Raw genomic sequence first — 24,366 nt, 5'->3', positions numbered from 1 at the left:
AGCGTTCAATCTGAGCCATGATCAAACTCTTCAGTTCAAACATCTTTGGGTTTTGTGAAAACCCTAAACTTGGCTCAGCAATCGTTGGTTACATCTTTGATTTCTCGCGGAGTAACTTGTGATGCTGATAATCTTTTTGACTGTCAGTCTTATTCCACAAGCACCCACACGAATTGCTTGATTCAGTTGTTAAAGAGCGGTTGGCTGAGTCTTTCGTCTCAACCGAGGCGCGCATTCTACAGCAGCCTCATTTGCTGTCAAGCGGTTATTTTCAGAAGTTTTCAAAATTTCTTTTTCAACTTCAACCACTTGCGCTTTCGATCTCTCGTCAGCGGGAGGCGAATTCTACAGCGTTGCACGCTGCTGTCAACACCTCTTTTTCCGCTTTCGACCGGGAGGATCGAAACGCCGAAAGGGCCAAACAACGCCACCCTCTTCGACTCCCTCCAGGCTTCGGTGAACTGAAGCGATCCACTGCCGAAAACTTCTTAACTCATTGAATCTCAAGAAGTTTTCCGTTTCGACTGTGCCGGAAGTGGGGCGAATTATAGAGAACTAAAATCTGCCGTCAACCGCTAATTTCATTTTTCTATGAACATACTCAAAAAGCCCTTGTGGATATAGACGCCCCCACAGCGAATGCGCACTATATTGCGCACCACCCATTTCCAGCCGCTCTCCCACTCGGACACTGCCAAGCGATGAACGACCAACCCCGCAGCCTTGCCTCCATTCTTTTCCCGGTTGGCCTGCTGTTGATAGCCATGGCCTCCATTCAGTCCGGAGCCTCTCTGGCCAAGAGTATGTTTCCGGTAGTCGGCGCACAGGGCACCACAACCCTGCGCCTGATCTTCGCCAGCATCATCATGTTATTGCTGTTGCGCCCCTGGCGAGTGAAGCTGACAGCCAAGTCCCTGCGCACGGTGATCGTCTACGGCATGGCGCTGGGTGGAATGAACTTCCTCTTCTATATGTCGCTGCGCACCGTGCCGCTTGGAATCGCCGTAGCCCTGGAGTTCACCGGCCCGCTGGCCGTCGCCATCTACGCATCCCGCCGGGCCATCGACTTTCTCTGGATCGCCTTGGCGGCCGTCGGGCTCCTGTTGCTGATTCCGACAGGGGCGACATCGGCGGGCATCGATCTGGTCGGCGCCGGCTACGCCCTGGGTGCCGGCGTCTGCTGGGCGCTGTACATCCTGTTCGGCCAAAAGGCCGGTGCCGACAACGGCGTGACGACCGCCGCGCTGGGCGTCATGATCGCCGCCCTGTTTGTTGCCCCCATAGGAATCGTCCACGCCGGGACAGCTTTGCTGACGCCCGCCCTGATACCGGTGGCCATCGGCGTCGCCATCCTGTCCACAGCCCTCCCCTATACCCTGGAGATGGTTGCCCTCACCCGCATGCCGGCACGCACGTTCGGAACCTTGATGAGCATCGAGCCTGCGTTCGGAGCGCTGTCCGGCCTGCTCTTCCTGCACGAATACCTGTCTCTGTCACAATGGATGGCAATCCTGTGCATTATTCTGGCCTCCGTCGGCGCAACCATGACCATGGGCAGCACCGCCAAGCCCGCCGTAGCGGCAGATTGAGAGAGGATTTGACGAAGGTCTGGCATTTGGCGCTCATTTAGGCCATGTTTAGCCGCGTAACCCAATGCCAGGCATGGATTTTTCAGACAGGGACAGCACAACGCTTCAAGCGCAAGCGAAAGCAGGCAGACCCGGGCATCAGACTCGGGGCCGCGATTAAGGACAGTAATGAAACAGATTTTGATACTGATCGCCGTACTGGCAGTTGCAGGTTGTGCAGCCACCACGAAAACCCAGGTCAAACATGGCAAGAAAGGCCTGCACATAAACTGTTCCGGACTCTCCTCATCCTGGGACAAATGTTACGCCAGCGCTGCCAATGCCTGCGCACCGAAGGGCTACAAGGTGATCGCAAAATCAGGGGACGCCGTGGAGGAGCCCGGCGACTACCCCTTCGGCCTCAACCCCGCCGGCTATACCAGTCGCAGCATGATCGTCATCTGCAAGTAAGCGGGCGCTCACTCCGCAAATCGGGTTGCAATCCGGCGACTGATCTCCTCGTGGCTGGCGCCCAGCACCTCTCTCTGCACGTCTGCGCTGGCCAGCATTCGTGCAACCACCAGTGCGCCCACGCATTGCGACAGAATCGACCACGCCAGGCTGTCGCTTCCCAGCGTATGCGCCCAGCTTTGCTGAAGCCTGCAGATCCAAAGCTCGGCCTGCTCACGCACGTCGCCTTCGGCGCGCGCGATTTCCGCGCCCAGTGCCGGAATCGCACACCCTGACTCAGGCTGCTCGACATGGGCCATGCTCAAATACTGCTTCAGGCAACGCTCCAGCCGTTCACGATCCTGACAGCCCTGCCCGCCCAACCGTTCAAGACTTTGCCCCAGCTCACGCTCGACGATGGCCGCGAACAACGCATCCTTGGATGAGAAGTGACTATAGAACGCCGCGCCGCTAAGGCCGATTGCCTTCATCAGGCCATCAACGCCCACCGTGGAAAACCCCGACCTCTTCGCCGACAACGCACTGCTTTGCAGCAGCCTTTCCCTGGTTTCGAGCTTGTGACCGGCTGAATAACGCATCTCTATACCCCGCAATTGACTGCCTTGACGCTGACCGGATCCTAGCATAACGTTCGTTCACTTAACGATCGTTTACTAAAGGGGACACCCATGAACAACAAGAAGGTCGTATTGGTTGTCGGTGCTGGCGATGCCACTGGCGGCGCTATCGCCAGGCGTTTCGCCAAGGAAGGATTCGTGGCCTGCGTCACCCGCCGCAGCGCCGAAAAGCTTCAGCCGTTAGTGGACGCCATACAGGCTGACGGCGGCGAAGCCCACGGGTTTGCCTGCGATGCGCGCAAGGAAGAAGACGTGATCGCGCTGATCGAAGACATCGAGACCCGCCTGGGCCCGATCGAGGCATTCGTCTTCAACATCGGCGCCAACGTGCCCTGCAGCATTCTCGATGAAACCGCACGCAAGTATTTCAAGATCTGGGAGATGGCCTGTTTCTCAGGTTTCCTCAATGCCCGCGAGGTGGCCAAACGCATGGTCACCCGCCGCCGGGGCACTATCCTGTTCACCGGGGCCACCGCCGGCCTGCGCGGCGCTGCCGGGTTTGCCGCGTTCGCGGGCGCCAAGCATGGCATTCGGGCCCTGGCGCAAAGCATGGCCCGGGAACTGGGGCCTCTTAACATCCATGTCGCCCATGTCGTGGTGGACGGCGCCATCGACACCGATTTCATCCGCGACAACTTCCCCGAGAAGTACGCAACCAAAGAGCAGGACGGTATCCTCAATCCCGAGCACATCGCCGACAACTATTGGTATCTGCACAGCCAGCCCCGGGACGCGTGGACGTTCGAGCTGGATCTGCGTCCCTGGAACGAACGCTGGTGACTTCACTTCATCCATAACAACAAACAGGAGTGCCGTGCCCATGAGCAAAACCGTTGAGTTCTACTTCGACCTCGGTAGCCCCGCCACCTATCTGGCCTACACGCAACTGCCCAGGATCTGCGCTGAAACCGGCAGCCAACTGGTTTACATCCCGATGCTGTTGGGCGGCGTGTTCAAAGCCACCGGCAACGCCTCACCCGCGACGATCCCGGCCAAGGGCCGCTACATGTTCCAGGATCTGGATCGCTATGCCCGACGTTACGGCGTGCCACTGAAGTTCAATGCGCACTTTCCGATCAACACCCTGACCCTGATGCGCGCCGTCACCGGTATGCAACTGCGCCATCCGGAGCGGTTCCAGGCGTTCATCGATTGCCTGTTCAACGCGCTCTGGGTTGAGGGCCGCTGCCTCGACGAGCCCGCAACGGTCGCCGCCGTGCTGACCGAACACGGCTTCAATCCCGAGGACGTGCTGGCATTGACCAACGACGAAACCGTGAAGGCCGCCCTCAAGGACAACACCGAGACCGCCGTCAAACGTGGTGTATTCGGTGCCCCGAGCATGTTCATCGGCAGCCAGCTGTTCTTCGGCCAGGACCGGCTCGACTTTGTCGCGCAAGCCCTGCGTTAGATCTCGATCACCAGACGCCCACGAGCCCCTTTAGACGTAAGCAGCCCGTGGGCGTCTTCGGCGGTTTCCAGGGTGAAGCGACGCGGGTCGAGCAGCGGACTCACGCGACCCGCTTCGATCAGTTGCGCAGCTTGCCGCAGGATGTCCCCGTGGTGTTCGCGTCCGGTGCCGGTCAGCAGCGGCAGCAGGGTGAACACGCCGGAGTACGTCGCGCCACGGAACGACAGAGGCGCCAGGCTGTGCTGGCCCCACCCCAGGCAACTCAGCACATGCCCGTGGTACACCCGCACAGCCTTGAAGGACGCATCCAGCGTTTCGCCGCCGACCGTGTCGTACACGATGTCAAACCCCTCCCCCGCCGTGTGTTCGTTCACGTACTCCTCCACCGGGGTTTGCCGATGGTCGATGAAGGTCGCGCCGAACCCTTCGATGATTGCCCGCTGCCCGGCGGAGCCTGTGGCAAAGACCTCAGCCCCGTATGCCCGCGCCAGTTGAACGGCCACATGACCGACCCCACCCGCGCCGCCATGGATCAGCACTTTCTGCCCGGCCCGCACGCGGGCCCGATCCACCAGCCCTTCCCAGGCCGTGATGACCACCAGCGGCAGACCGGCCGCCTCACGCATGGACAGGTTCGATGGCTTGCGCGCCAGCAGCCGTGCGTCCACCACCGCGTATTCGGCCAACGAGCCCTGCGCGCCACCGATCCCGGTCGCCATCGCATAGACCTCGTCGCCCGGCACCCAGCCGTGAACGCCTTCGCCCACCGCCTCGACCACACCGGCCAGATCGATGCCCAACACCGCCGGCAGCGCCTGCCGGGCGTGAGCGCCCTGGCCGGCACGGATTTTCAGGTCCAGCGGATTCACGCCGCTGGCCTTGATCCGCACCAGCACTTCGCCCGCGCCTGGCGCAGGGCGTTGAAGCGAGACCAAGCGTAGCGGCCCGTTGGCGGTTTCGACCATCAGCGCGCGCATGTGCAATGAGTCAGTCATTTCGGCATTTCCTGTCAGAGAGAGAGTGAAGCCATCCTCCCGCAACCGACTCATGCCGATAAGACGCCGTATCGCTATAGTGACCATTCCATATCAGCATCAATGAGACCCGCCCATGGACAAACTCAGCGCCATGTCGATTTTCGTCCGGGTGATCGAGCGCGGCAGTTTTTCCGCGGTGGCCCGCGAGCTGCAGACCACCCAGCCGACCATCAGCAAAACCCTGCGTGCGCTCGAGCGGCAACTCGGCGGCAAGCTGATCGCCCGCAGCACGCGCAAGCTGTCGCTGACCGATGAGGGCCAGCGCTACTACAACGAATGCCGAACCATCCTCGCCGCCGTGGATGCCGCCGAGCACAGCTTCCAGTCCGGCCGGGAAACCGTTGCCGGCCCCTTGCGGGTCGGTTCCTCCGTCAGCTTCGGGCGCATGCAGATTGCGCCGCGGCTGGCGGCGTTTCTCGAACGCCACCCGCAGGTGCAGATCGATCTGCAGCTCAGCGACCAGAATCAGGATCTTGTCAGCGAAGGCCTGGACGTCAGCCTGCGAATCGGCGATCTGAGCGACAGCGGCATGATCGCCCGCCCCATCGGCACGACCCACCGCGTCACGGTCGCCGCGCCGGCCTACCTGAACCGGAACGGCGCGCCGCTTGCGCCGCAGGACCTGCGCGAACACAACTGCCTGCAGTTCAATCTGCTCAGCAGCCAGAACCTGTGGACTTACGAAAGGGACGGACAGCGCCACGAGGTGCGCATACAGGGAAACGCCCAGAGCAACAACTCCGAGGCGATCCGCGAAATGGTGCTGGGTGGGTTGGGGATCTCACTGTCGCCGGTCTGGCTGTTCAGCGAAGACCTGAAGGCGGGCCGTGCGGTCGCCCTGCTGCAGGACTACCGCACACAACCGCTGCCGATGCACGCCGTGTTCCCGGCGAACCGTCGCCAGTCCGCCAGGATCCAGGCCTTTGTCGACTACATGGCTCAGGCGCTGTCGACGGCGCCTGAGCTGATGCCGCTCAAATAGCCGCGGTGCGGGTGTTGAGCCAGGCCAACGCCGCGCCGTCGAGCAACGGGCTCAGGCGCTCGCGCACCTGGGCGTGGTAGGCGTTGAACCACTGCTTTTCGTCCTCGGTCAGCAGGGACGGCTCCAGGCAACGGGTGTCGATCGGGCACAGGGTCAGGGTTTCGAACTTGAGGAACTCACCGAACTCGCTGCCGCCTGCCTCGACGTTCATCGCCAGGTTCTCGATGCGCACGCCCCAGCGGCCCGGACGGTAGGTGCCCGGTTCGATGGAGGTGATCATCCCCGGTTGCATGGCGGTCTGCGGCGCCGGCGCCGCCTGGTAGGCGATCACCTGCGGCCCCTCATGAACGTTGAGGAAGTAACCGACGCCATGACCGGTGCCATGACCGTAATCCACGTTGTCGGCCCAGATCGGCGCCCGGGCGATGGCGTCGAGCAGCGGCGACAGGATGCCTTTGGGGAAATGCGCCCGCGACAAGGCGATCACGCCCTTGAGCACACGGGTGCAATCGCGCTTCTGCTCGGCGGTCGGCGTACCGACCGGCACCATCCGGGTGATGTCGGTGGTGCCGCCCAGGTACTGGCCGCCCGAGTCGATCAGCAGCAGGCCGTCGCCCTCGATCACCGCGTGCGCTTCCTCGGTGGCATGGTAGTGCGGCATGGCGCCGTTGGCGTTGAACGCGGCGATGGTGTTGAAGCTCAGCGAGACATAGTCCGGACGACGCTCCCGCGCCGCGGTCAGTTTCTCGTCGATGGTCAGCTCGGTGATGCGCTCGCGGCCCCAGGCCGACTCCAGCCAGGCGAAGAACTCGCACAGCGCCGCGCCGTCCTGCTCCATGGCGCGGCGGATGTGCTCGGCATCGGCCGGGCTCTTCTGCGACTTGGCCAGGGTGGTCGGATTGAGGCCTTCGACCAGGGTCACGCCGCTGTCGAGGTTGTCGAGCAGGCCGCTGGTGACCCGCGCCGGATCCACCAGCAGGCTCGCCCCGCCCGGCACCGCGCGCAGCGCATCGGCGACTTCGCTGTAATCGCGCAGGGTCACGCCGTCCTGTTCCAGCACGGCGCGCAGGCCGGCATCGACTTTGCCCAGGGCCACGAACAGCGTGGCCTGCTGCTGGCCGATCAAGGCAAAGGAGACGAACACCGGGTTGAACGAAACGTCGCCGCCGCGCAGGTTGAACAGCCAGGCGATGTCGTCGAGGGTGGCGATGAAATGCCAGTCGGCCCCGCGCTCCTTGAGGGTTTCGCGCAGTTGGGCAAGTTTCTCGCCGCGGCTGACGGTGGCTTGCGGCGACAGGTGCTGATAGACCGGTGCGTTCGGCAGTTGCGGACGGTCGCTCCAGGCTTCGTCCAGCAAATCGATGTCGGTGCGCAGACGGGCGCCGCGGGCCTCAAGCTTGCTGCCCAGGGTACGTGCCGACGCCACCGCCATCACCGCGCCATCGACCGCCACCACGCCGCCTTCCGGCGTCTGCTCGGCCAGCCAGTCCAAAGGCCCGGGCTGACCCGGCTGCAGCTTGACCAGCTCGATGCCGCTGCCGTTGAGCTCCTTGGTCGCCTGTTCCCAGTAACGGCTGTCGGCCCAGACCCCCGCGAAGTCCGTGGTGACGATCAGCGTGCCGACCGAGCCATGAAAGCCCGACAGCCACTGCCGGCCCTGCCAGTAGCCCGGCAGGTATTCCGACAGGTGCGGGTCGGCGGAAGGCACCAGCAACGCATGGATGCCTTCGCGGCGCATCAGTTCACGGGTGTGCGCCAAGCGCTGGGGAACCGATCCTTCGGTCAAAGTCTGGGTACTCATCATGTCTCCTGCTAACCACTTCGTCGTTATTGTCCGGTGCCGGTCATGCCCGGCGCCTTTATGAAAGTCCTGTCGCCCAGAATGCCGGAGCGCTGGCGCAGGCGGTCTTGATCAGTTGCACGGCCCTGTCGATGTCGTCGGCCGTGGTGAAGCGGCCGAGGCTCAGGCGGATGGTGCGGCCCGCCAGGTGTGCGTCATGCCCCAATGCCAACAGCACGTGGGACGGTGTGTTGCTCGCCGAGTTGCAGGCCGAGGTCGCGGAAAACGCGAGCGACTGGCTCAGGGCGGCGGCGTTGAACTCGCCTTCGCTGAAGGTCAGGCTCAAGGTGTGCGCAATGCGCTGGTCCGCGCTGCCGTTGAGGCGCACGCCAGGCAGGCTCAGCAACTGTTCGAGCAGGCGTTCGCGTAGCGCAACGATGGTCTTTTTCTCCTCATCGAACGCCTGCGCCGCCAGGGCAAAGGCTGCGCCCATGGCCGCGATCTGATGGGTCGCCAGGGTTCCGGAGCGCAGGCCGCCTTCGTGCCCGCCACCGTGGATCTGGGCCAGCAGGCGCTGCTGCGCGCGCGGACCGACGTACAGTGCGCCGATCCCCTTGGGACCGTAAAGCTTGTGCGCCGAGAAGGACATCAAGTCCACCGGCCATTGCGCGAGGTCGATCGCGACCTTGCCAGCGCCCTGCGCCGCATCGACGTGGAACAGCGCCCCGCGGCCGCGCACGGTCTCGCCGATGGCCGGGATATCGTTGACGGTGCCCAACTCGTTGTTGACCAGCATCAGCGACACCAGGAAGGTGTCGTCGCGCATCGCCTCGCTGACCGCCTGCGGCGTGATCAGGCCGTCGGCGTCCGGCACCAGGTAGGTCACGGCGATGCCGGTGTCCTGCAATTGCCGGGCGGTGTCGAGGATGGCCTTGTGTTCGATCTGGCTGGTGATGATGTGCCCGCCGGGCACGCCACGGGCCTGGGCGACGCCCTTGAGGGCCAAGTTATTGGATTCGGTGGCGCCGGAGGTCCAGACGATCTGCCCGGCCTCGGCCCCGACCAGTTCGGCGACCTGCCGGCGCGCCTGTTCGACCGTGTGCCGGGCCTGCTGGCCAAAGGCATGGGAGCTGGAGGCCGGGTTGCCGAAATTGCCGTCGAAACCCAGACACTCGATCATCACCTGGATGACCCGCTCGTCCACCGGGGTGGTGGCGGCGTAATCGAAATACAGCGGACGTTGGTTCATAAGAAGACTCGCAGAGCGTGTTCCGGGGTCAGGAGGCTCGTGTCTGGAAACGGCAAGGCGCAGCCTTGTGGGCTGCGCCGCGGTTCGAGAGCGTCATCATTACCTGATCGGATGCCGTTAAAGAAGAACAACTTCATTTAAGAGTGCGTAGGAACGCTCCTGAAGCCGAGCTTAACAGGCATCGGGCCGGCGGTTGAAGCGATGCGTCAGGCAAAGCTTTCCAGCAGCAGCGGGTACAGCGAAATCACCAGCAGCGCCGCCATGCCCCAGTTGAACGCCCGCAACCAGCGACGGTCCTTGAGCACGTTGCGCAACAACGTGCCGCAGGCCGCCCACACGCCGACGCTCGGCAGGTTGATGATGGCGAACACGGCTGCGATCACCAGCACATTGGTGAAGTAGCCCTGCATCGGCGTGTAGGTGCTGATGGCGCCGATGGCCATGATCCAGGCCTTGGGGTTGACCCACTGGAACGCCGCCGCCCCCAGGTAGCTGATCGGCTTGCCTTCGCCGTCGCCGCTGTCGCCGACCGGGCCGGAACGGGCGATTTTCCACGCCAGGTACAGCAGGTACGCCGCGCCGACGTACCGCAGGATCGTGTACAGCAACGGATAGCGCTGAAATACCGCGCCCAGGCCAAACCCCACCGCCACGACGAGCACGAAGAAGCCGCAGGTGATGCCGAGCATGTGAGGGATGGTGCGGTTGAAGCCGAAGTTCACCCCCGACGCCAACAGCATGGTGTTGTTCGGCCCCGGTGTGATCGAGGTGACAAGGGCAAACAGGGCAAAGCCCAGCAGCAGATCGAGCGAGAGGGTCATGGCAGGGAGTCCGTCGGGGTCATTCAGGTGTTGACCCTATCGCACGGCACCGCGCAAACCCATGGACAGTTGGGTGAAACTTCGAGCAGTACAGTTGCGAATCAGCTTGGACGCCCATGCAGCTGTACGGCCCGCTCGGCGCTCATCTCGCCATGGCTGTCGAAGCCGACGGTCTTCTGCGGCTGGCCGAGCAGTTCGGCTTTCTTCGCGTGGTATTCGTCGAAGGACAGACCGCGGCGGTTCAGCGCTTCGAGGGCCAGTTCGCGGGTCTCTTCCGCCGTGTAGGGGCGCAGCTCGGGCGACACGTGGCTGGCGCAACCGGCGAGCACGGAGACGGCGAGCATCAGGGAAACAGTCAGTAAGCGGTTCATCGGGGGCGTCCTGGCGAAAGGTGTTTGTCGATGGACAAAGGCTACGCCCGGGCACGCTTGCGCAAAAATCAACGCTCTCAATAGTGGCTATCAGGTTTTCGCCAGTGAAACCCTCATATTCACAAAAGACCTATCAATATCAATTAACAGTCTTTTACGGAATAACAAGCAGCCTCTATAAACACATCCATCGCATTCGGCACTGTTGCTCCAGCAACTGTTCGCCAGGCAACAGCGGTTCAGCAAACCGGCCCGAAAACCACACAAAGAGGCCCACGCCGAACCGCCGAAGCCCCGCAGCGCGGGCTCTTGAGGAATTGGTACAGCGCTTGCTCCGCACCGGTGAACCCTCACTGCTCGCCGAGCCACTGTTGAAAAGGAAACCATCATGTCGCGCCCACTGAAAGTCGTTGCCCTGTCCGGCGGAACCTGGCGTCCGTCCCGCACCCTCGTGCTGACCCAGGCCCTGCTGGCCGAACTGGCCGGGCACCTGCCCGTCGACGGCCACCTGATCGAGCTCGGCGACATCGCCCGTCCGCTCGGCGCCGCGCTGTCGCGCCAGGAATTGCCGGCCGAGGTCGAGGCCCAGCTGCAAGCCATCGAACAGGCTGACCTGCTGGTCGTCGCCACACCGGTGTACCGCGGCGCCTATCCGGGCCTGCTCAAGCACCTGTTCGACCTGATCGACCTCAATGCGCTGATCGACACGCCGGTGCTGCTGGCCGCCACCGGCGGCAGCGAACGCCATGCGCTGGTGCTCGACCACCAGCTGCGGCCGCTGTTCAGCTTCTTCCAGGCCGTGACCTTGCCCATCGGCGTGTACGCCAGCGAAGCCGACTTCACCGACTACCAGATCACCAGCGAGCCGCTCAAGGCGCGTATCCGCCTGGCCGCCGAACGCGCCGCGCCGCTGTTCGGCACGCCGTTCAAGCCGCTGCTGAAGATCGCCTGAGGCACTGCCGGACGACACCGAAGCCAGCCCGCTCCCGCAGAAATGAGGAACACCGCGTGACCGCCAAACCGCAAACCCCCTTGCCTTCCCCGTTGCAGACCGCCCGGCGGCTGGCCGCCGAGTTCGCCCTGACCGCCGTCGAGCGCGACGAACGCGGCGGCACGCCGAAGGCCGAACGCGACGCCCTGCGCAACAGCGGCCTGTTGGCCTTGAGCATTCCCGTGCGCTACGGCGGCCTCGGCGCGAGCTGGAGCGAAACCCTGCACATCGTGCGCGAGTTCGCCCGGGTCGACAGTTCGATCGCCCATGTCTTCGGTTTCCACCACTTGATGCTGGCCACGGTGCGCCTGTTCTCCCGCCCCGAACAATGGCAACCCTGGTTCGAGCAGACCGCCCGGCAGAACTGGTTCTGGGGCAATGCGCTCAATCCGCTGGACACCCGCACCGTGGTCAAGGACCTGGGCGGCTGGCGCGAGTTCTCCGGCAAGAAGAGCTTTTGCTCCGGCGCCAGCGATTCGCAGATGCTGATCGCCTCGGCGGTGGACGAGAGCCAGGGCGGCAAGCTGCTGATCGCCGCCATCCCCAGCGCACGCAGCGGCATCACCCTGCACAACGACTGGAACAACATCGGCCAGCGCCAGACCGACAGCGGCAGCGCCACGTTCGAACGGGTGCGGGTCGAAGAGTCGGAGCTGCTGCTCGACCCCGGCCCCCTGAGCACGCCGTTCGCTTGCCTGCGGCCGCTGATCGCGCAGCTGACCTTCACCCACATGTTCCTCGGCATCGCCGAAGGCGCGTTTGAGGAGGCCCGGCAGTACACGCTGAACGAAACCCGCGTGTGGCACCGCTCCCCGGCCCGCGATGTGCGCGAAGACCCCTACGTGCTCGGCCACTACGGCGAGTTCTGGGTCGCGCTCGAAGGCATCCGCCTGCTGGTGGAGCGGGCCGCCGCGTTGCTCGACGACGCCTGGGCCAAGGGCCCCGACCTGAGCGCCGAACAACGCGGACACCTGGCCACGGCGATCGCCACGGCCAAGGTCGCGGCCAGCCGCCAGGGCCTGGATCTCTGCAGCCGGCTGTTCGAGGTCACCGGCGCCCGCGCCACCCACGCGTCGCTGCGCCTGGACCGGCACTGGCGCAACCTGCGCACGCAGACCCTGCACGATCCGCTGGACTACAAACTCCATGAGCTGGGCGACTGGGCGCTGAACCAGTCCCTGCCGGTGCCGACGTTCTATTCCTGACCTTCCTTTCGTGGAGCGAGCCCCATGCAACTGCTGACCCTACCGCCGTCCCCCGCCCTGGCCACCTCGATCCGCGCCACCGCCCAGGTGTTCGAGGACCCCAGGTCCCAGGCCCTGCTCGCCCACCTGCAGCAGGTGGCGCCCAGCGAGGCCAGCGTGCTGATCATCGGCGAGACGGGCACCGGCAAGGAGCTGGTGGCGCGGCACGTCCACAATTTGAGCCATCGGCGCAACCGGCCGTTCATTGCGGTCAACTGCGGCGCGTTCTCCGAATCCCTGGTGGAAGCCGAACTGTTCGGCCACGAAAAAGGCGCATTCACCGGCGCCCTGAGCGCCAAGGCCGGCTGGTTCGAGGAAGCGGACGGCGGCACGCTGTTCCTCGACGAGATCGGCGACCTGCCGATGGCGATCCAGGTCAAGCTGCTGCGGGTGCTGCAGGAACGCGAAGTGGTGCGGCTCGGCTCACGCAAGAGCATCCCCATCGATGTGCGGGTGCTGGCGGCGACCAACGTGCGCCTGGAGAAAGCCATCAACGCCGGGCACTTTCGCGAGGATCTGTATTACCGCCTGAACGTGGTCAACCTGGAGCTGAGCCCGCTGCGCGAACGCCCCGGCGACATCCTGCCGCTGACCCGGCACTTCATCGAGTCCTACAGCCAGCGCCTGGGCTACGGGCGGGTCGCCATCAGCCCCGCAGCCGAACACAAACTGCGCACCTACAGTTGGCCGGGCAACATCCGCGAACTGGAAAACGTCATCCATCACACCCTGCTGATCTGCCGCAACGGCGTGATCGAACACGACGACCTGCGCCTGTCCAGCCTACGCATCGAACGGCCAAACGAACCGCAGCACGGCAGCGACGACTCGGCGCAAGCGCTGCTGGGTCGGGCCTTTCAGAAGCTCTTCGAGCAGCAGGCCGGTGCGCTGCACGAAACCGTCGAGGACGCCTTGCTGCGCGCCGCCTACCGTTTCTGCCACTGCAACCAGGTGCACACCGCCGCACTGCTCGGCCTGAGCCGCAACGTCACCCGCACGCGGCTGATCAAGATCGGCGAACTGGCGGTCAACAAACGCAGGCCGGCGCAAACCCCGCCAGGCGAGCGCCTGATCCAGCTGTCGATCTAGCCGACCAGTTGGCAGTGCAGCCCGTCGTCATGGCTGCGGGCGATGCTGCTCAGCACCTGGAACGAACCGAAGGTCACGGTGCGTGCCCGATGGGCGCGGATCAGTTGCCAGAAATCCTGTTCGCCGTTCTCGAAACTGCGAAACGCCGCCTCCCCCGCCTCGCGCGATTGCCATTGCAGGAAGCCCAGCACCCGCCGGCCGTCGTCGCTGGCCTGGACGCTGGCGCTGACGAACCCGGCGTAACGCTCGGCCAGGCGTTCGGTCTGCAAGGCCAGCGCCGTCACCAGCGCAGGTTGTTGTCCGGGGTCGATCTCGAATTCGATCAGTTGGGTAAAGCTGCGGTTTTTCGGCGCGTGCATAACGTCCCCACTCGTCTGTCAGGCGAATCTTGCGATTCGAAGGCGTGCAGGTTAAAACCTCTAGTTAAGTAGAGGTCAAGGGGCAAATCGCAAATGGTCACAGCCGAAAACCTGCACAAGCAACTGACCGTGGGTGAAGTCGCGGCCCGCAGCGGCGTAGCGGTCACCGCCCTGCACTTTTACGAGTCCAAGGGATTGATCAAGAGCCAGCGCAACGCCGGCAACCAGCGCCGCTACCCCAGGGAAGTGCTGCGGCGCGTGGCGCTGATCAAGGTGGCGCAACGGCTGGGCATCCCGCTGGCGGAAATCGGCGAAGCGCTGAACAACCTGCCGGACAACCGGGCGCCGACGGCGGCGGACTGGAAAGCGCTGTCGGAGCGATGGCGGCGTGAACTGGACGAACGGATCGGTCAACTGATGCTGTTGCGCGACCGGCTCACCGGCTGCATCGGTTGCGGGTGCCTGTCGATGGAAGCCTGTCCGCTGCGCAACTACGGGGATGTGCTCGGGGAACAGGGGCCGGGGCCGCACTTCCTTCAATCGGCGGCAGACGCCGAATGACCGCAGACCCTTTGTCGGCAGATCGGTCGCCGCGCCGGCACGGACCTATAGTTGACCGACCGGACATCCGGTGAAGACTGACCGTCCACAAGAAAAGACAGGGAGAACGTCATGAGCGTCAAACCCATTCCCGAGGGGTATCACAGCATTACCCCCTATCTCGGCATCCAGAAGGCCGCCGAGGCCATCGACTTCTACAAGAAGGCCTTCGGCGCCACCGAAGTCATGCGCCTGGCCATGCCCGACGGCAGCATCGGCCATGCCGAACTGCGCATCGGCGACAGCGCGATCATGCTCGGCACCCCTTGCGAAGAGGGGCCCTTCAGCAGTCCGGACCAGTTCGTGTCGGTCGGCCTGCATCTGTACGTGACCGACGTCGACAAGTCGTTCCGGCGGGCGATCGATGCCGGTGCCACCACGGTGTCCGACGTCAAGGATCAGTTCTACGGCGACCGCAGCGGCACGCTGAGGGATCCCTATGGCCACCTGTGGTTCCTGGCCTCGCGCAAGGAAGACCTGACCGAGGAGCAGATCCGCCAGCGGGCGCTGGAGCTGTACAAGCAAGGCTGAACGATCGCCTTGCCGAGGCCTTGTGGGAGCGAGCCCGCTCGCGATTGCGGTGTGTCCGTCAATGAAGCTGTCGACTGACTTGACGCAATCGCGGGCAGGCTCGCTCCCACAGTGCGGATACCGCTTCGACGAAGTGCGAAACATTTACTTTCATATCACCCATCGGGAATTTCCTCGCTCATCCGTCTTATAGAGATGCGGGCCGGTCGCCCGGGCTAACGCCCCGACCGCGCCCTCCAGGGACGCCCCTGCTGCGAAGCCCGTAGCAGCCGCTCCTCCCACTGAATCAAGACGTTCAATCATGTCGAAGAAATCCCGCTCGAAACTGTGGTTCCTGGTGCATAGCTGGCTGGCCTTGCCGATCTGGTTCTTTGTCCTGATCGTCTGCGTCACCGGCACCCTGGCGGTGGTCAGCCAGGAAATCGTCTGGCTGGCCAACCCGCAGATGCGCGCCAGCCAGCCGTCCGACGACGCGCCGCGGCTCAGCTACGACCAGATCCTCGCCGCCATCAAGAAAGCCGAACCGCAGACCGTGGTGCAAAGCATCAACCGTCCGGACGAATCGCACTTTGCCCTCGACGTCGACGTCAGCTACCCCGACGGGCGGGTGCAGACGGTGTACGTCAACCCGTACACCGGCGCCATCCAGGGCACGGCGCCGGACTTCAACTTCAAGGCCTTCACCCGGGCGCTGCACGGCTGGTGGCTGGTGCCGTTCACCAACGGCTTCAGCTGGGGCTGGTACCTGGTGTCGTTCCTCGGCCTGCCGATGCTGGCCTCGCTGGTGACCGGACTCGTGGTGTACAAACGCTTCTGGAAAGGCTTCCTGCGCCCGACCCTGCGCCTGAACCACGGCGCACGGATCTTCTGGGGCGATTTCCATCGCCTGAGCGGCATCTGGTCGATCTGGTTCATCGCGGTGATCTCCATCACCGGCACCTGGTTCCTGATCCAGGCGCTGCTGTCGGACAACCAGATTTCCATCTCCAGCGAACCGATCATCCCGGCCATGGCCCGCGAAGCCGTGCCGATGTCCGGCGACGGCACGCCGCCGCCACGGATCAGCCTGGACCGCGCCGTCGAAATCGCCCGGGAGAAAATCCCCGGCCTGGAGGCCAGCTTCGTCAGCCTGCCGGGCAACGCCTACGCCCACCTCGACATCGGCGGACGCGGCTGGTATCCGCTGATGTTCCAGAGCGCCACGCTCAACCCCTACAGCGGCGACGTGGCGGCCACGCGCCTGCTGTCCGACCGCACTTCGCTTGAGTTCGTCACCGAATCCATGCGTCCGCTGCACACCGGCGACTTCGGCGGGCTGTGGATCAAGCTGATCTGGTTCTTCTTCGGCCTGCTGCTGAGCATGATGGTGCTGAGCGGGCTGCTGATCTGGACCAAACGCACGGCCCTGGCCACCGCCAATGCGCTCAAGCGCGAGCACAAGCAGCAGCGCGCCAAGGCACAACCGGCCCCGCGCCGCGAACCGTCGGAGGCCAGCCTGTGAGCCGATCCACCCCCGCACCGCAGCCTTCACGGCTGAGCCTGTTCTGGCACAAGTGGCGTTTCCACATCAATGTCCTGCTGCTCCTGATTCCGCTGGGCTTCATGCCCAAGTACTTCGCCGACGCCGCGCTGTTCCGCGGCGACAGCGGCCTGGGCGAGCGGGAAATCGGCCAGGTCCAGGTCGGCCCCTGGAGCCTGCTCCTGGCCGAGCTGCGCGACGAGGCCCCGCGTTCCGACGGCCCGGCCGGCTACCTCAAAGGCTTCAACGCCGCCCTGTGCAGCGCCTGCGTCGATCAGGTCAAGGCCACTTACCTGCGCATCGGCAAGCCCCGCAGCCTGCGCGCCGCCGGCTCGATCTTCTTCGGCACCCCGTACCGCATGGGCACCCAGTTGCCGATCCCGGAAAAGACCCGCGCCGACGCCGAACTGTGGATCACCATGGAGGGCTGGGACGGCAGCATGCACCAGGCCTCGATTCCGCTGAGCCAGGCCTCCCCCGCCACGATCGCCTGGCTGAACAAACAAGGAGCCAAATCATGAGCCGCGCCCCACGTCCTTTCCGCCCGCTCCGGTGCATGAACGCCGCGCTGCTGGCGCTGGGTGCCTGCTTCAGCGCCGGCGCCCTGGCCCACAACCCGATGTGCGAGTGCAAGGCCATCGACGCCGAGCAGATCAAATGCACCGGCGGCTTCTCCGACGGCAGCGGAGCGCCGGGGGTGACCCTCGACGTGATCGGCTATGACGAAACCATCCTGCTGCCGGGCAAGCTCGGCGCCGATTCGACCCTGACCTTCAAGAAGCCCGGCGCCGAATTCTATGTGCTGTTCGACGCCGGCCCCGGCCACGTCGTCGAAATCGACCAGGCGGACATCGAAGCCCCATGACCACACCCACCACCCAAACCGTCCGCCCGGCCGGCGCCGGCCATGAAACCCTCAACGTGCTGCTGTTGTGCCTGCTGATCCTGGCGGTCGCCGGCTCCGTGGTGGCCTGGCGCGGCGTCTCCCATGAGCCGGAGCCGGTTTCCGGCCATCAGCTGGACGCCCGCCGCGACCTCGGCGCCGCCGAGCAAGGCATCTATGCCGACCTGCGCGTCACCCTCGACGAGATCCGCCTGCTGCGCGAAGAACAGCAAGCCCTGCCGACGCCGCAGGCCCTGGCCGACGAAGGCTTCGCGCCGTTCGCCCAGGACGCCAGTTCCGTCAGCCGTGGCGGTCACGCATGGAAACTGCTGGCCGACTCGGCCTACTACGGCCAGAGCCAGGCGCCTGCCGTGGCCGGTTCGTTCCTGATGCGCCCGGACGCCGGCGAACAGGGTGCGCCGGACATCTGGCTCAACCGCAACGCCGCCGAGGCGCCGACGGACCTGTCCGACGCCGCATTGTCGGCCGCCGGCTGGAAGCAGATCGTCGCGCAATACGATGCCGGGGTGACCCGCGAGCATCGCCATTGAACCCTCGCCTTCATTCGAGAGAAGACCGCTTGCCCATGTCCATTTCCTCTGCCCGCCGTCCCTTCCTGCGCCTGCTGCTGGCCGGCCTGTGCGCCTGCCTGCTGAGCCCCCTGGCCAGCGCCGACCCGGCCAAGCGCCTGCGCATCGGCATCACCCTGCACCCGTACTACAGCTATGTGGCCAACATCGTCGGCGACAAGGCCGACGTGGTGCCGCTGATTCCCGCCGGCTTCAACCCGCATGCCTACGAGCCCCGCGCCGAAGACATCAAGCGCATCAGCGGGCTGGACGTGATCGTGCTCAACGGCGTGGGCCATGACGATTTCGCCGACCGCATGATCGCCGCCAGCGAAACCCCGGACATCAAGACCATCGAAGCCAACGAAAACGTGCCGCTGCTGGCCGCCACCGGCGTCGCCGCCCGCGGCGCCGGCAAAGTGGTGAACCCGCACACGTTCCTGTCGGTCAGCGCCTCCATCGCCCAGGTCAACAACATTGCCCGGGAACTGGGCAAGCTCGACCCGGACAACGCCAAGGCCTACACCCAGAACGCCCGCGCCTACGGCAAGCGCCTGCGGCAGATGCGCGCCGACGCCCTGGCCAAGCTGACCCAGGCACCCAACGCCGAGCTGCGGGTGGCCACGGTTCATGCGGCCTACGACTACCTGCTGCGCGAATTCGGCCTTGAAGTCACCGCCGTGGTCGAACCGGCCCACGGCATCGAGCCGAGCCCGAGCCAACTGAAGAAGACCATCGACCAGCTGCGCGAACTGGACGTGAAGGTGATCTTCTCCGAGATGGACTTCCCGTCCACCTACGTCGACACCATCCAGCGCGAATCCGGCGTGAAGCTCTATCCGCTGTCGCACATCTCCTACGGCGAATACACCGCCGACAAGTACGAGAAGGAAATGGCCGGCAACCTCAACACCGTGGTGCGGGCGATCCAGGAGTCCGGCGCATGAGCTCGACAGACATCGAGTCCCCGGTGGACACGGGCCTGCCCGCGAAGGCGCCCGCCCAACCGGTATCACCGGCGAACGAAACACCGCTGCCGCGGGCAGGCTCGCTTCCGCAGGGGCTGGGGCCGACCCTGGACTTCAGCGAGGTCAGCCTGACGCTGGGACGCACGACGATCCTGGACAAGGTCACGTTCCAGGTTCGCCCCGGCAGCGTGCATGCGTTGGTCGGCCCCAACGGCGGCGGCAAGAGTTCGCTGATCAAGACCCTGCTCGGCCAGATGCCCCACCAGGGCCGGCTCACCCTGCAGTGGCCGGGCGAGCCCGGCACCATCGGCTACGTGCCGCAGGCCCTGGAGTTCGACCGGGGCCTGCCGATGACCGTCGATGATTTCATGGCCGCCATGTGCCAGCGCCGCCCGGCGTTCCTCGGCTTGAGCCGGCACTACGCCGGGGCCATCGGCGATGCGCTGGAGCGGGTCGGCATGCAGGACAAGCGCAAGCGCCGGATGGGCGCGCTGTCCGGCGGCGAGCGCCAACGGGTGCTGCTGGCCCAGGGGCTGATCCCGGCGCCGCAGCTGCTGGTGCTCGACGAGCCGATGTCGGCGCTGGACGAAGCCGGGATCCAGGTGTTCGAACGCCTGCTCGGCGACTGGCGCGCGGCGGGCATCACCGTGCTGTGGATCGAGCACGACCTGGAAGCCGTCGGCCGCCTGGCCAACCACGTCACCGGCCTCAACCGCCGGGTGCTCTTCGACGCCGCGCCGCAACAGGCCCTGACCCCGGAACGCCTGCTGACCCTGTTCTCGACCCACCCACGGAGCGCTGTCTGATGAGTTACGAAGCCTTTCGGCTGATGGTTCAGGGCTGGGCTTCATCCGGTTACCTGCCCGAGGCGCTGGCCTATGGATTTGTGGTCAATGCGCTGCTCGCCGGCCTACTGATCGGCCCGGTGCTGGGCGGCCTCGGCACGCTGGTGGTGGTCAAGCGCTTTGCGTTCTTCTCCGAAGCGGTCGGCCACGCGGCGCTGACCGGCGTGGCCATCGGCATCCTGCTCGGCGAGCCCTACACCGGGCCCTACGGCAGCCTGTTCGGCTACTGCCTGCTGTTCGGCATCCTGCTCAATTACCTGCGCAACCGCACCGGCCTGGCCCCCGACACCCTGATCGGCGTGTTCCTGTCGGTGTCCCTGGCCCTCGGCGCCAGCCTGCTGCTGATCCTGGCCGGCAAGATCAACGTGCACATCCTGGAAAACGTCCTGTTCGGCTCGGTGCTGACGGTCAACGGCAACGACCTGCTGGTGCTGGCCATCGTCGGTTCGCTGGTGATGGCCCTGGCCCTGCCGCTGTACAACCGGATCATGCTCGCCAGCTTCAACCCGCAACTGGCGGCGGTGCGCGGGGTCGCGGTCAAGGCGCTGGACTACCTGTTCGTGATCCTGGTGACGCTGATCACCGTCGCGGCGGTGAAGGTCATCGGCGCGATCCTGGTCGGCGCCCTGCTGGTGATTCCGGCAGCGGCCGCACGCCTGCTCAGCCAATCGCTCAAGGGCTTTTTCTGGTGCTCGGTGCTGATCGCCACCGTCAGCACCCTGTGCGGGATCCTGGCCCCCATCGTGTTCGACCTGCCGATCCCGTCCGGCGCTGCGATCATTCTGGTCGCCGGCCTCGCCTTCGCCCTCGCCGCCATCGCCCGCGGCGTCGTCCCCAGCCTGAAAGGGAACCTCGGATAAATGCCTTTTTCACTACGACGACTGACCTTGGCCCTCGCGTTGTGCGGTGCGGCCTCCACTGGCGTTCTCGCCGCCGAAAGCACCAAGCCGCTGCGGGTGCTGGCGTCGCTGCCGATCACCTACGGCTTGGGCGAAGCGCTGCTCAAAGGCACCGCTGTCAGCCTGGAGCGCGCGGCGCCGGCGAACCTGCCGGGCAGCCGCCAGACCGCCTACTTCAGCGGTCGCGGCGCCCCGGCGCTGGGCAAGCTGGCGACCGGCGCCGATGCGGTGATCGGCGTGCGCTCGCTGTGGGCCGATGATCCGCTGTACCCGATGGCCCGGCGCAGCAACATCCGCATCGTCGAGGTCGACGCCGCCCGGCCCGTGGACGGCGCCCTGCCCGGCATCGCCGTGCAGCCGGACATCAAGGTCGACGGCCTGAACAGCCAGCCGTGGCTGGCGGGCAACAACATGGGGCGCATGGCCGATGTGATGGCGGCGGACCTGGTGCGCCTGGCGCCGCAGGACAAGCCGAAGATCGAAGCCAACCTGGCCACGCTGAAGCAGCGCCTGCTGAAGCTCAACGCCGACACCGAGGCACGGCTGGCCGACACCGACAACCTGAGCGTGATGAGCCTGAGCGACCATTTCGGGTACCTGATCGGCAGCCTCAACCTGGAACTGGTCGGGCAGGATGCGAGACCGGATGCCGACTGGACACCCGAGGACCTGAAACGCCTCAGCGCGACCCTGAAGGACAACGGCGTGGCCGTGGTGCTGCATCACCGCGAGCCTTCCGAGGCGCTGAAAGCGGCGATTGCCGAAGGCGGCAGCCGGTTGGTGGTGCTGGGCACCGAGGGGGCGGATCCGGTGGCCGAGCTGGAAGGCAATGTGGATCTGCTGCTCAAGGGCTTGAGCGGCGCCTAGTCTCATCGGGAACCGCGTCATCGTTCATCGCCAGCAGGCTGGCTCCCACAGGGTTCTGCATGCCCCTTACCCTTGTTGGGAGCCAGCCTGCTGGCGATGAGGCCCTACCGGCCCCCACAAAAACCGCAGGCAAGAAAAAACCCGCCGACCGTCACCGGTCCAGCGGGTTTTTCTTTGGCCGGCGTCTTACTGGGCGGCCGCTTGCGCTTCCATCTTCTGGCGCAGGCTCAGCGGACGCATGTCGGTCCAGACCTCTTCGATGTAGGCCAGGCACTCTTTCTTCATGCCGCTTTTGCCCACGGTGCGCCAGCCTTGCGGCACGGCCTTGTAGTCCGGCCAGATCGAGTACTGCTCTTCGTGGTTGACCACGACCTGAAAGAGGATGTCCTCGCGGTCGAATACTGACGTCATGCTGTGTCTCCATCGCTGTAAGGGTGGGCTGCACGCCAGGTGCAGCCGGGTATGTAGAAGGAACGTTCGGCGCGGCGAAAAATTTACAGGGCCGCGGTCGCGGCGGCCAAGGCGCGGCCGAAGATCCCGGCGACGCGGTCGATTTCCGCGGCGGTGATCACCAGCGGCGGCAGGAACCGCACCACCGCGCCGTGACGTCCGCCCAGCTCCAGGATCAGGCCGCGCTTGAGGCATTCGCGCTGCACCAGCGGCGCCAGACGGGCGAAGGCCGGCGGGTGGCCCAGGGCGTCCGGCGCACCGTCCGGATCGACCAGCTCGACCCCGAGCATCAGGCCGCGACCGCGGATGTCGCCCAGTTGCGGGAAGTCGCGCTGCAGGATGCGCAGGTGTTCGCTCAGGCGCTCGCCCATGGCGGCGGCATGCTCGCAGACCTTGTGCTCGACCAGGTAACGCATCACTGCGGAACCGGCGGCCATCGCCATCTGGTTGCCGCGGAAAGTGCCCGCGTGCGCACCCGGCTGCCACTGGTCGAGCCACTCGCGGTAGACCACCACCGCCAGCGGCAGGCTGCCGCCGATGGCTTTGGACAGCACCACCACGTCCGGCACGATGCCAGCATGCTCGAAGGCGAACATCTTGCCGGTGCGGGCGAAACCGCTCTGGATCTCGTCGACGATCAGCGCCACGCCGGCCTTCTCGGTGATGCGGCGCAAGCCGCGCAGCCACTCGATGTCCGCCGGGATCACCCCGCCCTCGCCCTGCACCGCCTCGACGATCACCGCCGCCGGCAACTGCACGCCGGCCTCGGGGTCGTTGAGCAGGTTTTCCAGGTAGCTGAGGTTGGCTTTCACGCCGGCGGCGCCGCCGAGGCCGAACGGGCAGCGGTAGTCGTAGGGGAACGGCATGAACTGCACGCCGTTGCTGAGCAACGCGCCCAACGGCCGTTTCGGCCCCAGGCTGCCCATCAGGCTCAACGCGCCCTGGCTCATGCCGTGGTAGCCGCCGGCGAACGACAGCACGGTGCTGCGCCCGGTGGCGGTGCGCACCAGTTTCAGCGCGGCTTCCACGGCGTCGGTGCCGGTCGGGCCGCAGAACTGGATTTTCGCTTCTGCGGCCAACGCCTGCGGCAGCAGGCCGAACAGGTCCTGGACGAACCGGTCCTTGACCGGGGTGGTCAGGTCGAGGGTGTGCAGCGGCAACTCATCGGCCAGCACCTGCTGGATCGCTTCGATCACCACCGGATGGTTGTGCCCCAGCGCCAGGGTGCCGGCACCGGCCAGGCAGTCGATGAACCGACGGCCCTCGACGTCTTCGACATACAGGCCCTTGGCGCGCTTGAGCGCCAGCGGAATGCGCCGCGGATAGCTGCGGGCGTTGGATTCCTGGCGGCTCTGGCGGGCCAGCAACGGCGACTCGTTGAACTCATACAGCGTTTCCGCCGGCTCGTGGCCGGATGCGGCCGACGATGTTTCGATTTGGCTGGTGGCGACTGGCATCTCTCGACCCCTCAATGCGCTATGGATAGTGACCAAAACTGCACACCACGCAGGTGCGCGTTCCGGTCGCGGAGCGCACATGCAGGTTTTCCTGTTCTGGAAACGCTTAAGCGCGTCGAGGATTTACACCCTTGATCGCAGATCAGCCCGACAACGGCAGCGCTTTGTGCATGGGCAGCGCCTGCACGCCGTGGTGGAGCTGGCGCGGCGCCGATTCGCGGTAGCCCAGGCGCCGGTAGAACGCTTCGCCGGCTCGTGTGCTCCTGAGCGTGGCGCGGGGCGTGCCGCGAATCCGCAGCCAGCCTTCGAGATCCCCCATCAGCGCCCGCCCCGCCCCGCGACGAAACCACTCCGGCTGCACATGGCAGAGGGTGACATCGCCGCTGGCCGCCGCCATGCCGACCCCGACCGGCTTGTCCCGCAGCAGTGCGATGTTCAGGTAGAGCTCCGGATCGGCGAGCCAGGCGCTGACGCGCTCCGTCGATTGCCGGCGGACCCAGTCGCCGACCAGTTGCGCGTCGTTGCGGTGATCGAGCGCGCAGCCGACGCGGATCGAGCGTTCGACGATACGGCTGATCAGGCCCGCATCGTGGGGGTTGGCCGGGCAGATGTAGATGCAGGCGTCCATGTCGCTGTTCCCTCAGTCCGTTGAGTCAGGCTGAGCAGGACGATAGCGGTGCGGCGGGCGGATCGCCAACGTGCAGGCGTTACATTTGATGTGCCTGACTCAACGCCTTGCAGGAGCCCGCCCGCCGGCGATGGCGCCAGTACAGGCACCACAAAGGTGC

General features: G+C 65.2%; 28 protein-coding genes. 18 read left to right on the top strand and 10 right to left on the bottom strand.

The window, feature by feature from the left end:
* The first annotated feature begins 701 nt into the window (after positions 1-701).
* Together rhtA and ACIP0B_RS05700 are read left to right on the top strand one after the other, a co-directional pair.
* Positions 702-1,589: a threonine/homoserine exporter RhtA gene (rhtA, locus tag ACIP0B_RS05705; protein WP_400830419.1), complete on the top strand. Its 888-nt coding sequence runs from the start codon at positions 702-704 to the stop codon at positions 1,587-1,589.
* 168 nt (positions 1,590-1,757) lie between these two features.
* Positions 1,758-2,039: a hypothetical protein gene (locus ACIP0B_RS05700; RefSeq protein ID WP_400830417.1), complete on the top strand. Its 282-nt coding sequence runs from the start codon at positions 1,758-1,760 to the stop codon at positions 2,037-2,039.
* A gap of 8 nt (positions 2,040-2,047) precedes the next feature.
* Here ACIP0B_RS05700 and ACIP0B_RS05695 read toward each other — a convergent pair whose 3' ends face one another.
* Complete coding sequence (locus tag ACIP0B_RS05695) at positions 2,048-2,617, bottom strand: TetR/AcrR family transcriptional regulator (RefSeq protein ID WP_400830416.1); 570 nt, start codon at positions 2,615-2,617, stop codon at positions 2,048-2,050.
* A gap of 90 nt (positions 2,618-2,707) precedes the next feature.
* Between ACIP0B_RS05695 and ACIP0B_RS05690 the strand changes: the two genes are divergently transcribed.
* Both ACIP0B_RS05690 and ACIP0B_RS05685 read left to right on the top strand, forming a co-directional pair.
* A complete protein-coding gene (locus ACIP0B_RS05690; RefSeq protein WP_400830414.1) occupies positions 2,708-3,436 on the top strand; it encodes an SDR family oxidoreductase in 729 nt (242 codons plus the stop codon).
* 40 nt (positions 3,437-3,476) lie between these two features.
* Positions 3,477-4,067 carry a 2-hydroxychromene-2-carboxylate isomerase gene (locus tag ACIP0B_RS05685; protein WP_400830413.1) on the top strand — a complete coding sequence of 197 codons (591 nt, stop codon included), beginning with the start codon at positions 3,477-3,479 and terminating at the stop codon, positions 4,065-4,067.
* On the opposite strand, the gene ACIP0B_RS05680 is transcribed toward ACIP0B_RS05685, so the two are convergent.
* A complete protein-coding gene (locus ACIP0B_RS05680) occupies positions 4,064-5,062 on the bottom strand; it encodes a zinc-dependent alcohol dehydrogenase family protein (protein WP_400830412.1) in 999 nt (332 codons plus the stop codon). The genes ACIP0B_RS05685 and ACIP0B_RS05680 overlap by 4 nt on opposite strands.
* Before the next feature lie 115 nt (positions 5,063-5,177).
* On the opposite strand from ACIP0B_RS05680, the gene ACIP0B_RS05675 reads away from it, so the two are divergent.
* Positions 5,178-6,086 (top strand): LysR family transcriptional regulator, encoded by a 909-nt coding sequence (locus ACIP0B_RS05675; RefSeq protein ID WP_400830411.1) that lies wholly within the window; start codon positions 5,178-5,180, stop codon positions 6,084-6,086.
* Here ACIP0B_RS05675 and ACIP0B_RS05670 read toward each other — a convergent pair.
* From ACIP0B_RS05670 to ACIP0B_RS05655, 4 genes are all read right to left on the bottom strand, one after another.
* A complete protein-coding gene (locus ACIP0B_RS05670; protein ID WP_400830409.1) occupies positions 6,079-7,887 on the bottom strand; it encodes an aminopeptidase P family protein in 1,809 nt (602 codons plus the stop codon). The genes ACIP0B_RS05675 and ACIP0B_RS05670 overlap by 8 nt on opposite strands.
* A 58-nt stretch (positions 7,888-7,945) precedes the next feature.
* Positions 7,946-9,115, bottom strand: a complete 1,170-nt coding sequence (locus tag ACIP0B_RS05665; protein ID WP_400830407.1) for an aminotransferase class V-fold PLP-dependent enzyme — start codon at positions 9,113-9,115, stop codon at positions 7,946-7,948.
* A gap of 206 nt (positions 9,116-9,321) precedes the next feature.
* Positions 9,322-9,936, bottom strand: coding sequence for a LysE family translocator (locus ACIP0B_RS05660; RefSeq protein WP_085577904.1), 615 nt, complete (start codon positions 9,934-9,936; stop codon positions 9,322-9,324).
* A 101-nt stretch (positions 9,937-10,037) separates the two neighbouring features.
* Positions 10,038-10,307: a hypothetical protein gene (locus ACIP0B_RS05655; protein WP_400830405.1), complete on the bottom strand. Its 270-nt coding sequence runs from the start codon at positions 10,305-10,307 to the stop codon at positions 10,038-10,040.
* Between the two features lie 388 nt (positions 10,308-10,695).
* Here ACIP0B_RS05655 and msuE point away from each other — a divergent pair, with 388 nt between their 5' ends.
* From msuE to ACIP0B_RS05640, 3 genes are read left to right on the top strand one after another with little or no spacing between them, the layout of a single operon-like run.
* Positions 10,696-11,259 carry an FMN reductase gene (msuE, locus tag ACIP0B_RS05650; protein WP_400830404.1) on the top strand — a complete coding sequence of 188 codons (564 nt, stop codon included), beginning with the start codon at positions 10,696-10,698 and terminating at the stop codon, positions 11,257-11,259.
* Positions 11,260-11,315: 56 nt separating this feature from the next.
* Entirely contained in the window at positions 11,316-12,503 is a 1,188-nt protein-coding gene (locus tag ACIP0B_RS05645) for an acyl-CoA dehydrogenase family protein (RefSeq protein ID WP_400830403.1), read from the top strand.
* Between the two features lie 24 nt (positions 12,504-12,527).
* A complete protein-coding gene (locus tag ACIP0B_RS05640; RefSeq protein ID WP_400830402.1) occupies positions 12,528-13,631 on the top strand; it encodes a sigma-54 interaction domain-containing protein in 1,104 nt (367 codons plus the stop codon).
* Here the strand turns inward: ACIP0B_RS05640 and ACIP0B_RS05635 are convergent.
* On the bottom strand, positions 13,628-13,990 hold the full coding sequence (locus ACIP0B_RS05635; RefSeq protein ID WP_400830401.1) for an antibiotic biosynthesis monooxygenase: 363 nt from the start codon (positions 13,988-13,990) through the stop codon (positions 13,628-13,630). The two genes, ACIP0B_RS05640 and ACIP0B_RS05635, sit on opposite strands and share 4 nt — an antisense overlap.
* Before the next feature lie 93 nt (positions 13,991-14,083).
* Here ACIP0B_RS05635 and soxR point away from each other — a divergent pair, with 93 nt between their 5' ends.
* From soxR to ACIP0B_RS05585, 10 genes are all read left to right on the top strand, one after another.
* Positions 14,084-14,551: a redox-sensitive transcriptional activator SoxR gene (gene soxR, locus ACIP0B_RS05630; protein WP_400830399.1), complete on the top strand. Its 468-nt coding sequence runs from the start codon at positions 14,084-14,086 to the stop codon at positions 14,549-14,551.
* Between the two features lie 111 nt (positions 14,552-14,662).
* The gene (locus ACIP0B_RS05625; RefSeq protein WP_400830398.1) at positions 14,663-15,121 is read left to right on the top strand and encodes a VOC family protein; all 459 of its coding nucleotides are present in this window, start codon (positions 14,663-14,665) and stop codon (positions 15,119-15,121) included.
* A gap of 301 nt (positions 15,122-15,422) precedes the next feature.
* Positions 15,423-16,622: a PepSY-associated TM helix domain-containing protein gene (locus tag ACIP0B_RS05620; protein WP_400830396.1), complete on the top strand. Its 1,200-nt coding sequence runs from the start codon at positions 15,423-15,425 to the stop codon at positions 16,620-16,622.
* The gene (locus ACIP0B_RS05615) at positions 16,619-17,161 is read left to right on the top strand and encodes a thiamine pyrophosphate-binding protein (protein WP_400830395.1); all 543 of its coding nucleotides are present in this window, start codon (positions 16,619-16,621) and stop codon (positions 17,159-17,161) included. The genes ACIP0B_RS05620 and ACIP0B_RS05615 overlap by 4 nt, the downstream gene beginning before the upstream one ends.
* Positions 17,158-17,505, top strand: a complete 348-nt coding sequence (locus tag ACIP0B_RS05610; RefSeq protein ID WP_400830394.1) for a hypothetical protein — start codon at positions 17,158-17,160, stop codon at positions 17,503-17,505. Before ACIP0B_RS05615 ends, ACIP0B_RS05610 begins: the two co-directional genes overlap by 4 nt.
* Positions 17,502-18,074: a DUF6162 family protein gene (locus ACIP0B_RS05605; RefSeq protein ID WP_400830392.1), complete on the top strand. Its 573-nt coding sequence runs from the start codon at positions 17,502-17,504 to the stop codon at positions 18,072-18,074. The genes ACIP0B_RS05610 and ACIP0B_RS05605 overlap by 4 nt, the downstream gene beginning before the upstream one ends.
* A gap of 35 nt (positions 18,075-18,109) precedes the next feature.
* A complete protein-coding gene (locus ACIP0B_RS05600; RefSeq protein WP_085577913.1) occupies positions 18,110-19,039 on the top strand; it encodes a metal ABC transporter substrate-binding protein in 930 nt (309 codons plus the stop codon).
* On the top strand, positions 19,036-19,866 hold the full coding sequence (locus tag ACIP0B_RS05595; protein ID WP_400830391.1) for a metal ABC transporter ATP-binding protein: 831 nt from the start codon (positions 19,036-19,038) through the stop codon (positions 19,864-19,866). The genes ACIP0B_RS05600 and ACIP0B_RS05595 overlap by 4 nt, the downstream gene beginning before the upstream one ends.
* Positions 19,866-20,765 carry a metal ABC transporter permease gene (locus ACIP0B_RS05590; protein WP_400830389.1) on the top strand — a complete coding sequence of 300 codons (900 nt, stop codon included), beginning with the start codon at positions 19,866-19,868 and terminating at the stop codon, positions 20,763-20,765. The genes ACIP0B_RS05595 and ACIP0B_RS05590 overlap by 1 nt, the downstream gene beginning before the upstream one ends.
* Positions 20,766-21,671 (top strand): metal ABC transporter substrate-binding protein, encoded by a 906-nt coding sequence (locus ACIP0B_RS05585; RefSeq protein WP_400830387.1) that lies wholly within the window; start codon positions 20,766-20,768, stop codon positions 21,669-21,671.
* Positions 21,672-21,857: 186 nt separating this feature from the next.
* Here the strand turns inward: ACIP0B_RS05585 and ACIP0B_RS05580 are convergent, their stop codons facing one another.
* From ACIP0B_RS05580 to ACIP0B_RS05570, 3 genes are all read right to left on the bottom strand, one after another.
* Positions 21,858-22,082, bottom strand: coding sequence for an MbtH family protein (locus ACIP0B_RS05580; protein ID WP_085577917.1), 225 nt, complete (start codon positions 22,080-22,082; stop codon positions 21,858-21,860).
* A gap of 83 nt (positions 22,083-22,165) precedes the next feature.
* On the bottom strand, positions 22,166-23,578 hold the full coding sequence (locus ACIP0B_RS05575) for an aspartate aminotransferase family protein (RefSeq protein WP_400830386.1): 1,413 nt from the start codon (positions 23,576-23,578) through the stop codon (positions 22,166-22,168).
* A 142-nt stretch (positions 23,579-23,720) separates the two neighbouring features.
* Positions 23,721-24,206, bottom strand: a complete 486-nt coding sequence (locus ACIP0B_RS05570) for a GNAT family N-acetyltransferase (RefSeq protein ID WP_400830384.1) — start codon at positions 24,204-24,206, stop codon at positions 23,721-23,723.
* Positions 24,207-24,366 lie beyond the last annotated feature (160 nt).

The sequence above is a fragment of the Pseudomonas sp. NPDC089534 genome, from assembly GCF_044749305.1.
Taxonomy (GTDB): Bacteria; Pseudomonadota; Gammaproteobacteria; order Pseudomonadales; family Pseudomonadaceae; genus Aquipseudomonas; species Aquipseudomonas ekonensis.
Note: the sequence above shows the minus strand (reverse complement) of the source record. Positions and strands in the feature narration are given on the sequence as shown.

What these genes read in the sequence shown, in the direction of transcription:
- rhtA (WP_400830419.1), top strand. Translation starts at nt 702, where the DNA reads ATGAACGACCAACCCCGCAGCCTTGCCTCCATTCTTTTCCCGGTTGGC.
- ACIP0B_RS05700 (WP_400830417.1), top strand. Translation starts at nt 1,758, where the DNA reads ATGAAACAGATTTTGATACTGATCGCCGTACTGGCAGTTGCAGGTTGT.
- ACIP0B_RS05695 (WP_400830416.1), bottom strand. Translation starts at nt 2,617, where the DNA reads ATGCGTTATTCAGCCGGTCACAAGCTCGAAACCAGGGAAAGGCTGCTG.
- ACIP0B_RS05690 (WP_400830414.1), top strand. Translation starts at nt 2,708, where the DNA reads ATGAACAACAAGAAGGTCGTATTGGTTGTCGGTGCTGGCGATGCCACT.
- ACIP0B_RS05685 (WP_400830413.1), top strand. Translation starts at nt 3,477, where the DNA reads ATGAGCAAAACCGTTGAGTTCTACTTCGACCTCGGTAGCCCCGCCACC.
- ACIP0B_RS05680 (WP_400830412.1), bottom strand. Translation starts at nt 5,062, where the DNA reads ATGACTGACTCATTGCACATGCGCGCGCTGATGGTCGAAACCGCCAAC.
- ACIP0B_RS05675 (WP_400830411.1), top strand. Translation starts at nt 5,178, where the DNA reads ATGGACAAACTCAGCGCCATGTCGATTTTCGTCCGGGTGATCGAGCGC.
- ACIP0B_RS05670 (WP_400830409.1), bottom strand. Translation starts at nt 7,887, where the DNA reads ATGAGTACCCAGACTTTGACCGAAGGATCGGTTCCCCAGCGCTTGGCG.
- ACIP0B_RS05665 (WP_400830407.1), bottom strand. Translation starts at nt 9,115, where the DNA reads ATGAACCAACGTCCGCTGTATTTCGATTACGCCGCCACCACCCCGGTG.
- ACIP0B_RS05660 (WP_085577904.1), bottom strand. Translation starts at nt 9,936, where the DNA reads ATGACCCTCTCGCTCGATCTGCTGCTGGGCTTTGCCCTGTTTGCCCTT.
- ACIP0B_RS05655 (WP_400830405.1), bottom strand. Translation starts at nt 10,307, where the DNA reads ATGAACCGCTTACTGACTGTTTCCCTGATGCTCGCCGTCTCCGTGCTC.
- msuE (WP_400830404.1), top strand. Translation starts at nt 10,696, where the DNA reads ATGTCGCGCCCACTGAAAGTCGTTGCCCTGTCCGGCGGAACCTGGCGT.
- ACIP0B_RS05640 (WP_400830402.1), top strand. Translation starts at nt 12,528, where the DNA reads ATGCAACTGCTGACCCTACCGCCGTCCCCCGCCCTGGCCACCTCGATC.
- ACIP0B_RS05635 (WP_400830401.1), bottom strand. Translation starts at nt 13,990, where the DNA reads ATGCACGCGCCGAAAAACCGCAGCTTTACCCAACTGATCGAATTCGAG.
- soxR (WP_400830399.1), top strand. Translation starts at nt 14,084, where the DNA reads ATGGTCACAGCCGAAAACCTGCACAAGCAACTGACCGTGGGTGAAGTC.
- ACIP0B_RS05625 (WP_400830398.1), top strand. Translation starts at nt 14,663, where the DNA reads ATGAGCGTCAAACCCATTCCCGAGGGGTATCACAGCATTACCCCCTAT.
- ACIP0B_RS05620 (WP_400830396.1), top strand. Translation starts at nt 15,423, where the DNA reads ATGTCGAAGAAATCCCGCTCGAAACTGTGGTTCCTGGTGCATAGCTGG.
- ACIP0B_RS05610 (WP_400830394.1), top strand. Translation starts at nt 17,158, where the DNA reads ATGAGCCGCGCCCCACGTCCTTTCCGCCCGCTCCGGTGCATGAACGCC.
- ACIP0B_RS05605 (WP_400830392.1), top strand. Translation starts at nt 17,502, where the DNA reads ATGACCACACCCACCACCCAAACCGTCCGCCCGGCCGGCGCCGGCCAT.
- ACIP0B_RS05600 (WP_085577913.1), top strand. Translation starts at nt 18,110, where the DNA reads ATGTCCATTTCCTCTGCCCGCCGTCCCTTCCTGCGCCTGCTGCTGGCC.
- ACIP0B_RS05595 (WP_400830391.1), top strand. Translation starts at nt 19,036, where the DNA reads ATGAGCTCGACAGACATCGAGTCCCCGGTGGACACGGGCCTGCCCGCG.
- ACIP0B_RS05590 (WP_400830389.1), top strand. Translation starts at nt 19,866, where the DNA reads ATGAGTTACGAAGCCTTTCGGCTGATGGTTCAGGGCTGGGCTTCATCC.
- ACIP0B_RS05585 (WP_400830387.1), top strand. Translation starts at nt 20,766, where the DNA reads ATGCCTTTTTCACTACGACGACTGACCTTGGCCCTCGCGTTGTGCGGT.
- ACIP0B_RS05580 (WP_085577917.1), bottom strand. Translation starts at nt 22,082, where the DNA reads ATGACGTCAGTATTCGACCGCGAGGACATCCTCTTTCAGGTCGTGGTC.
- ACIP0B_RS05575 (WP_400830386.1), bottom strand. Translation starts at nt 23,578, where the DNA reads ATGCCAGTCGCCACCAGCCAAATCGAAACATCGTCGGCCGCATCCGGC.
- ACIP0B_RS05570 (WP_400830384.1), bottom strand. Translation starts at nt 24,206, where the DNA reads ATGGACGCCTGCATCTACATCTGCCCGGCCAACCCCCACGATGCGGGC.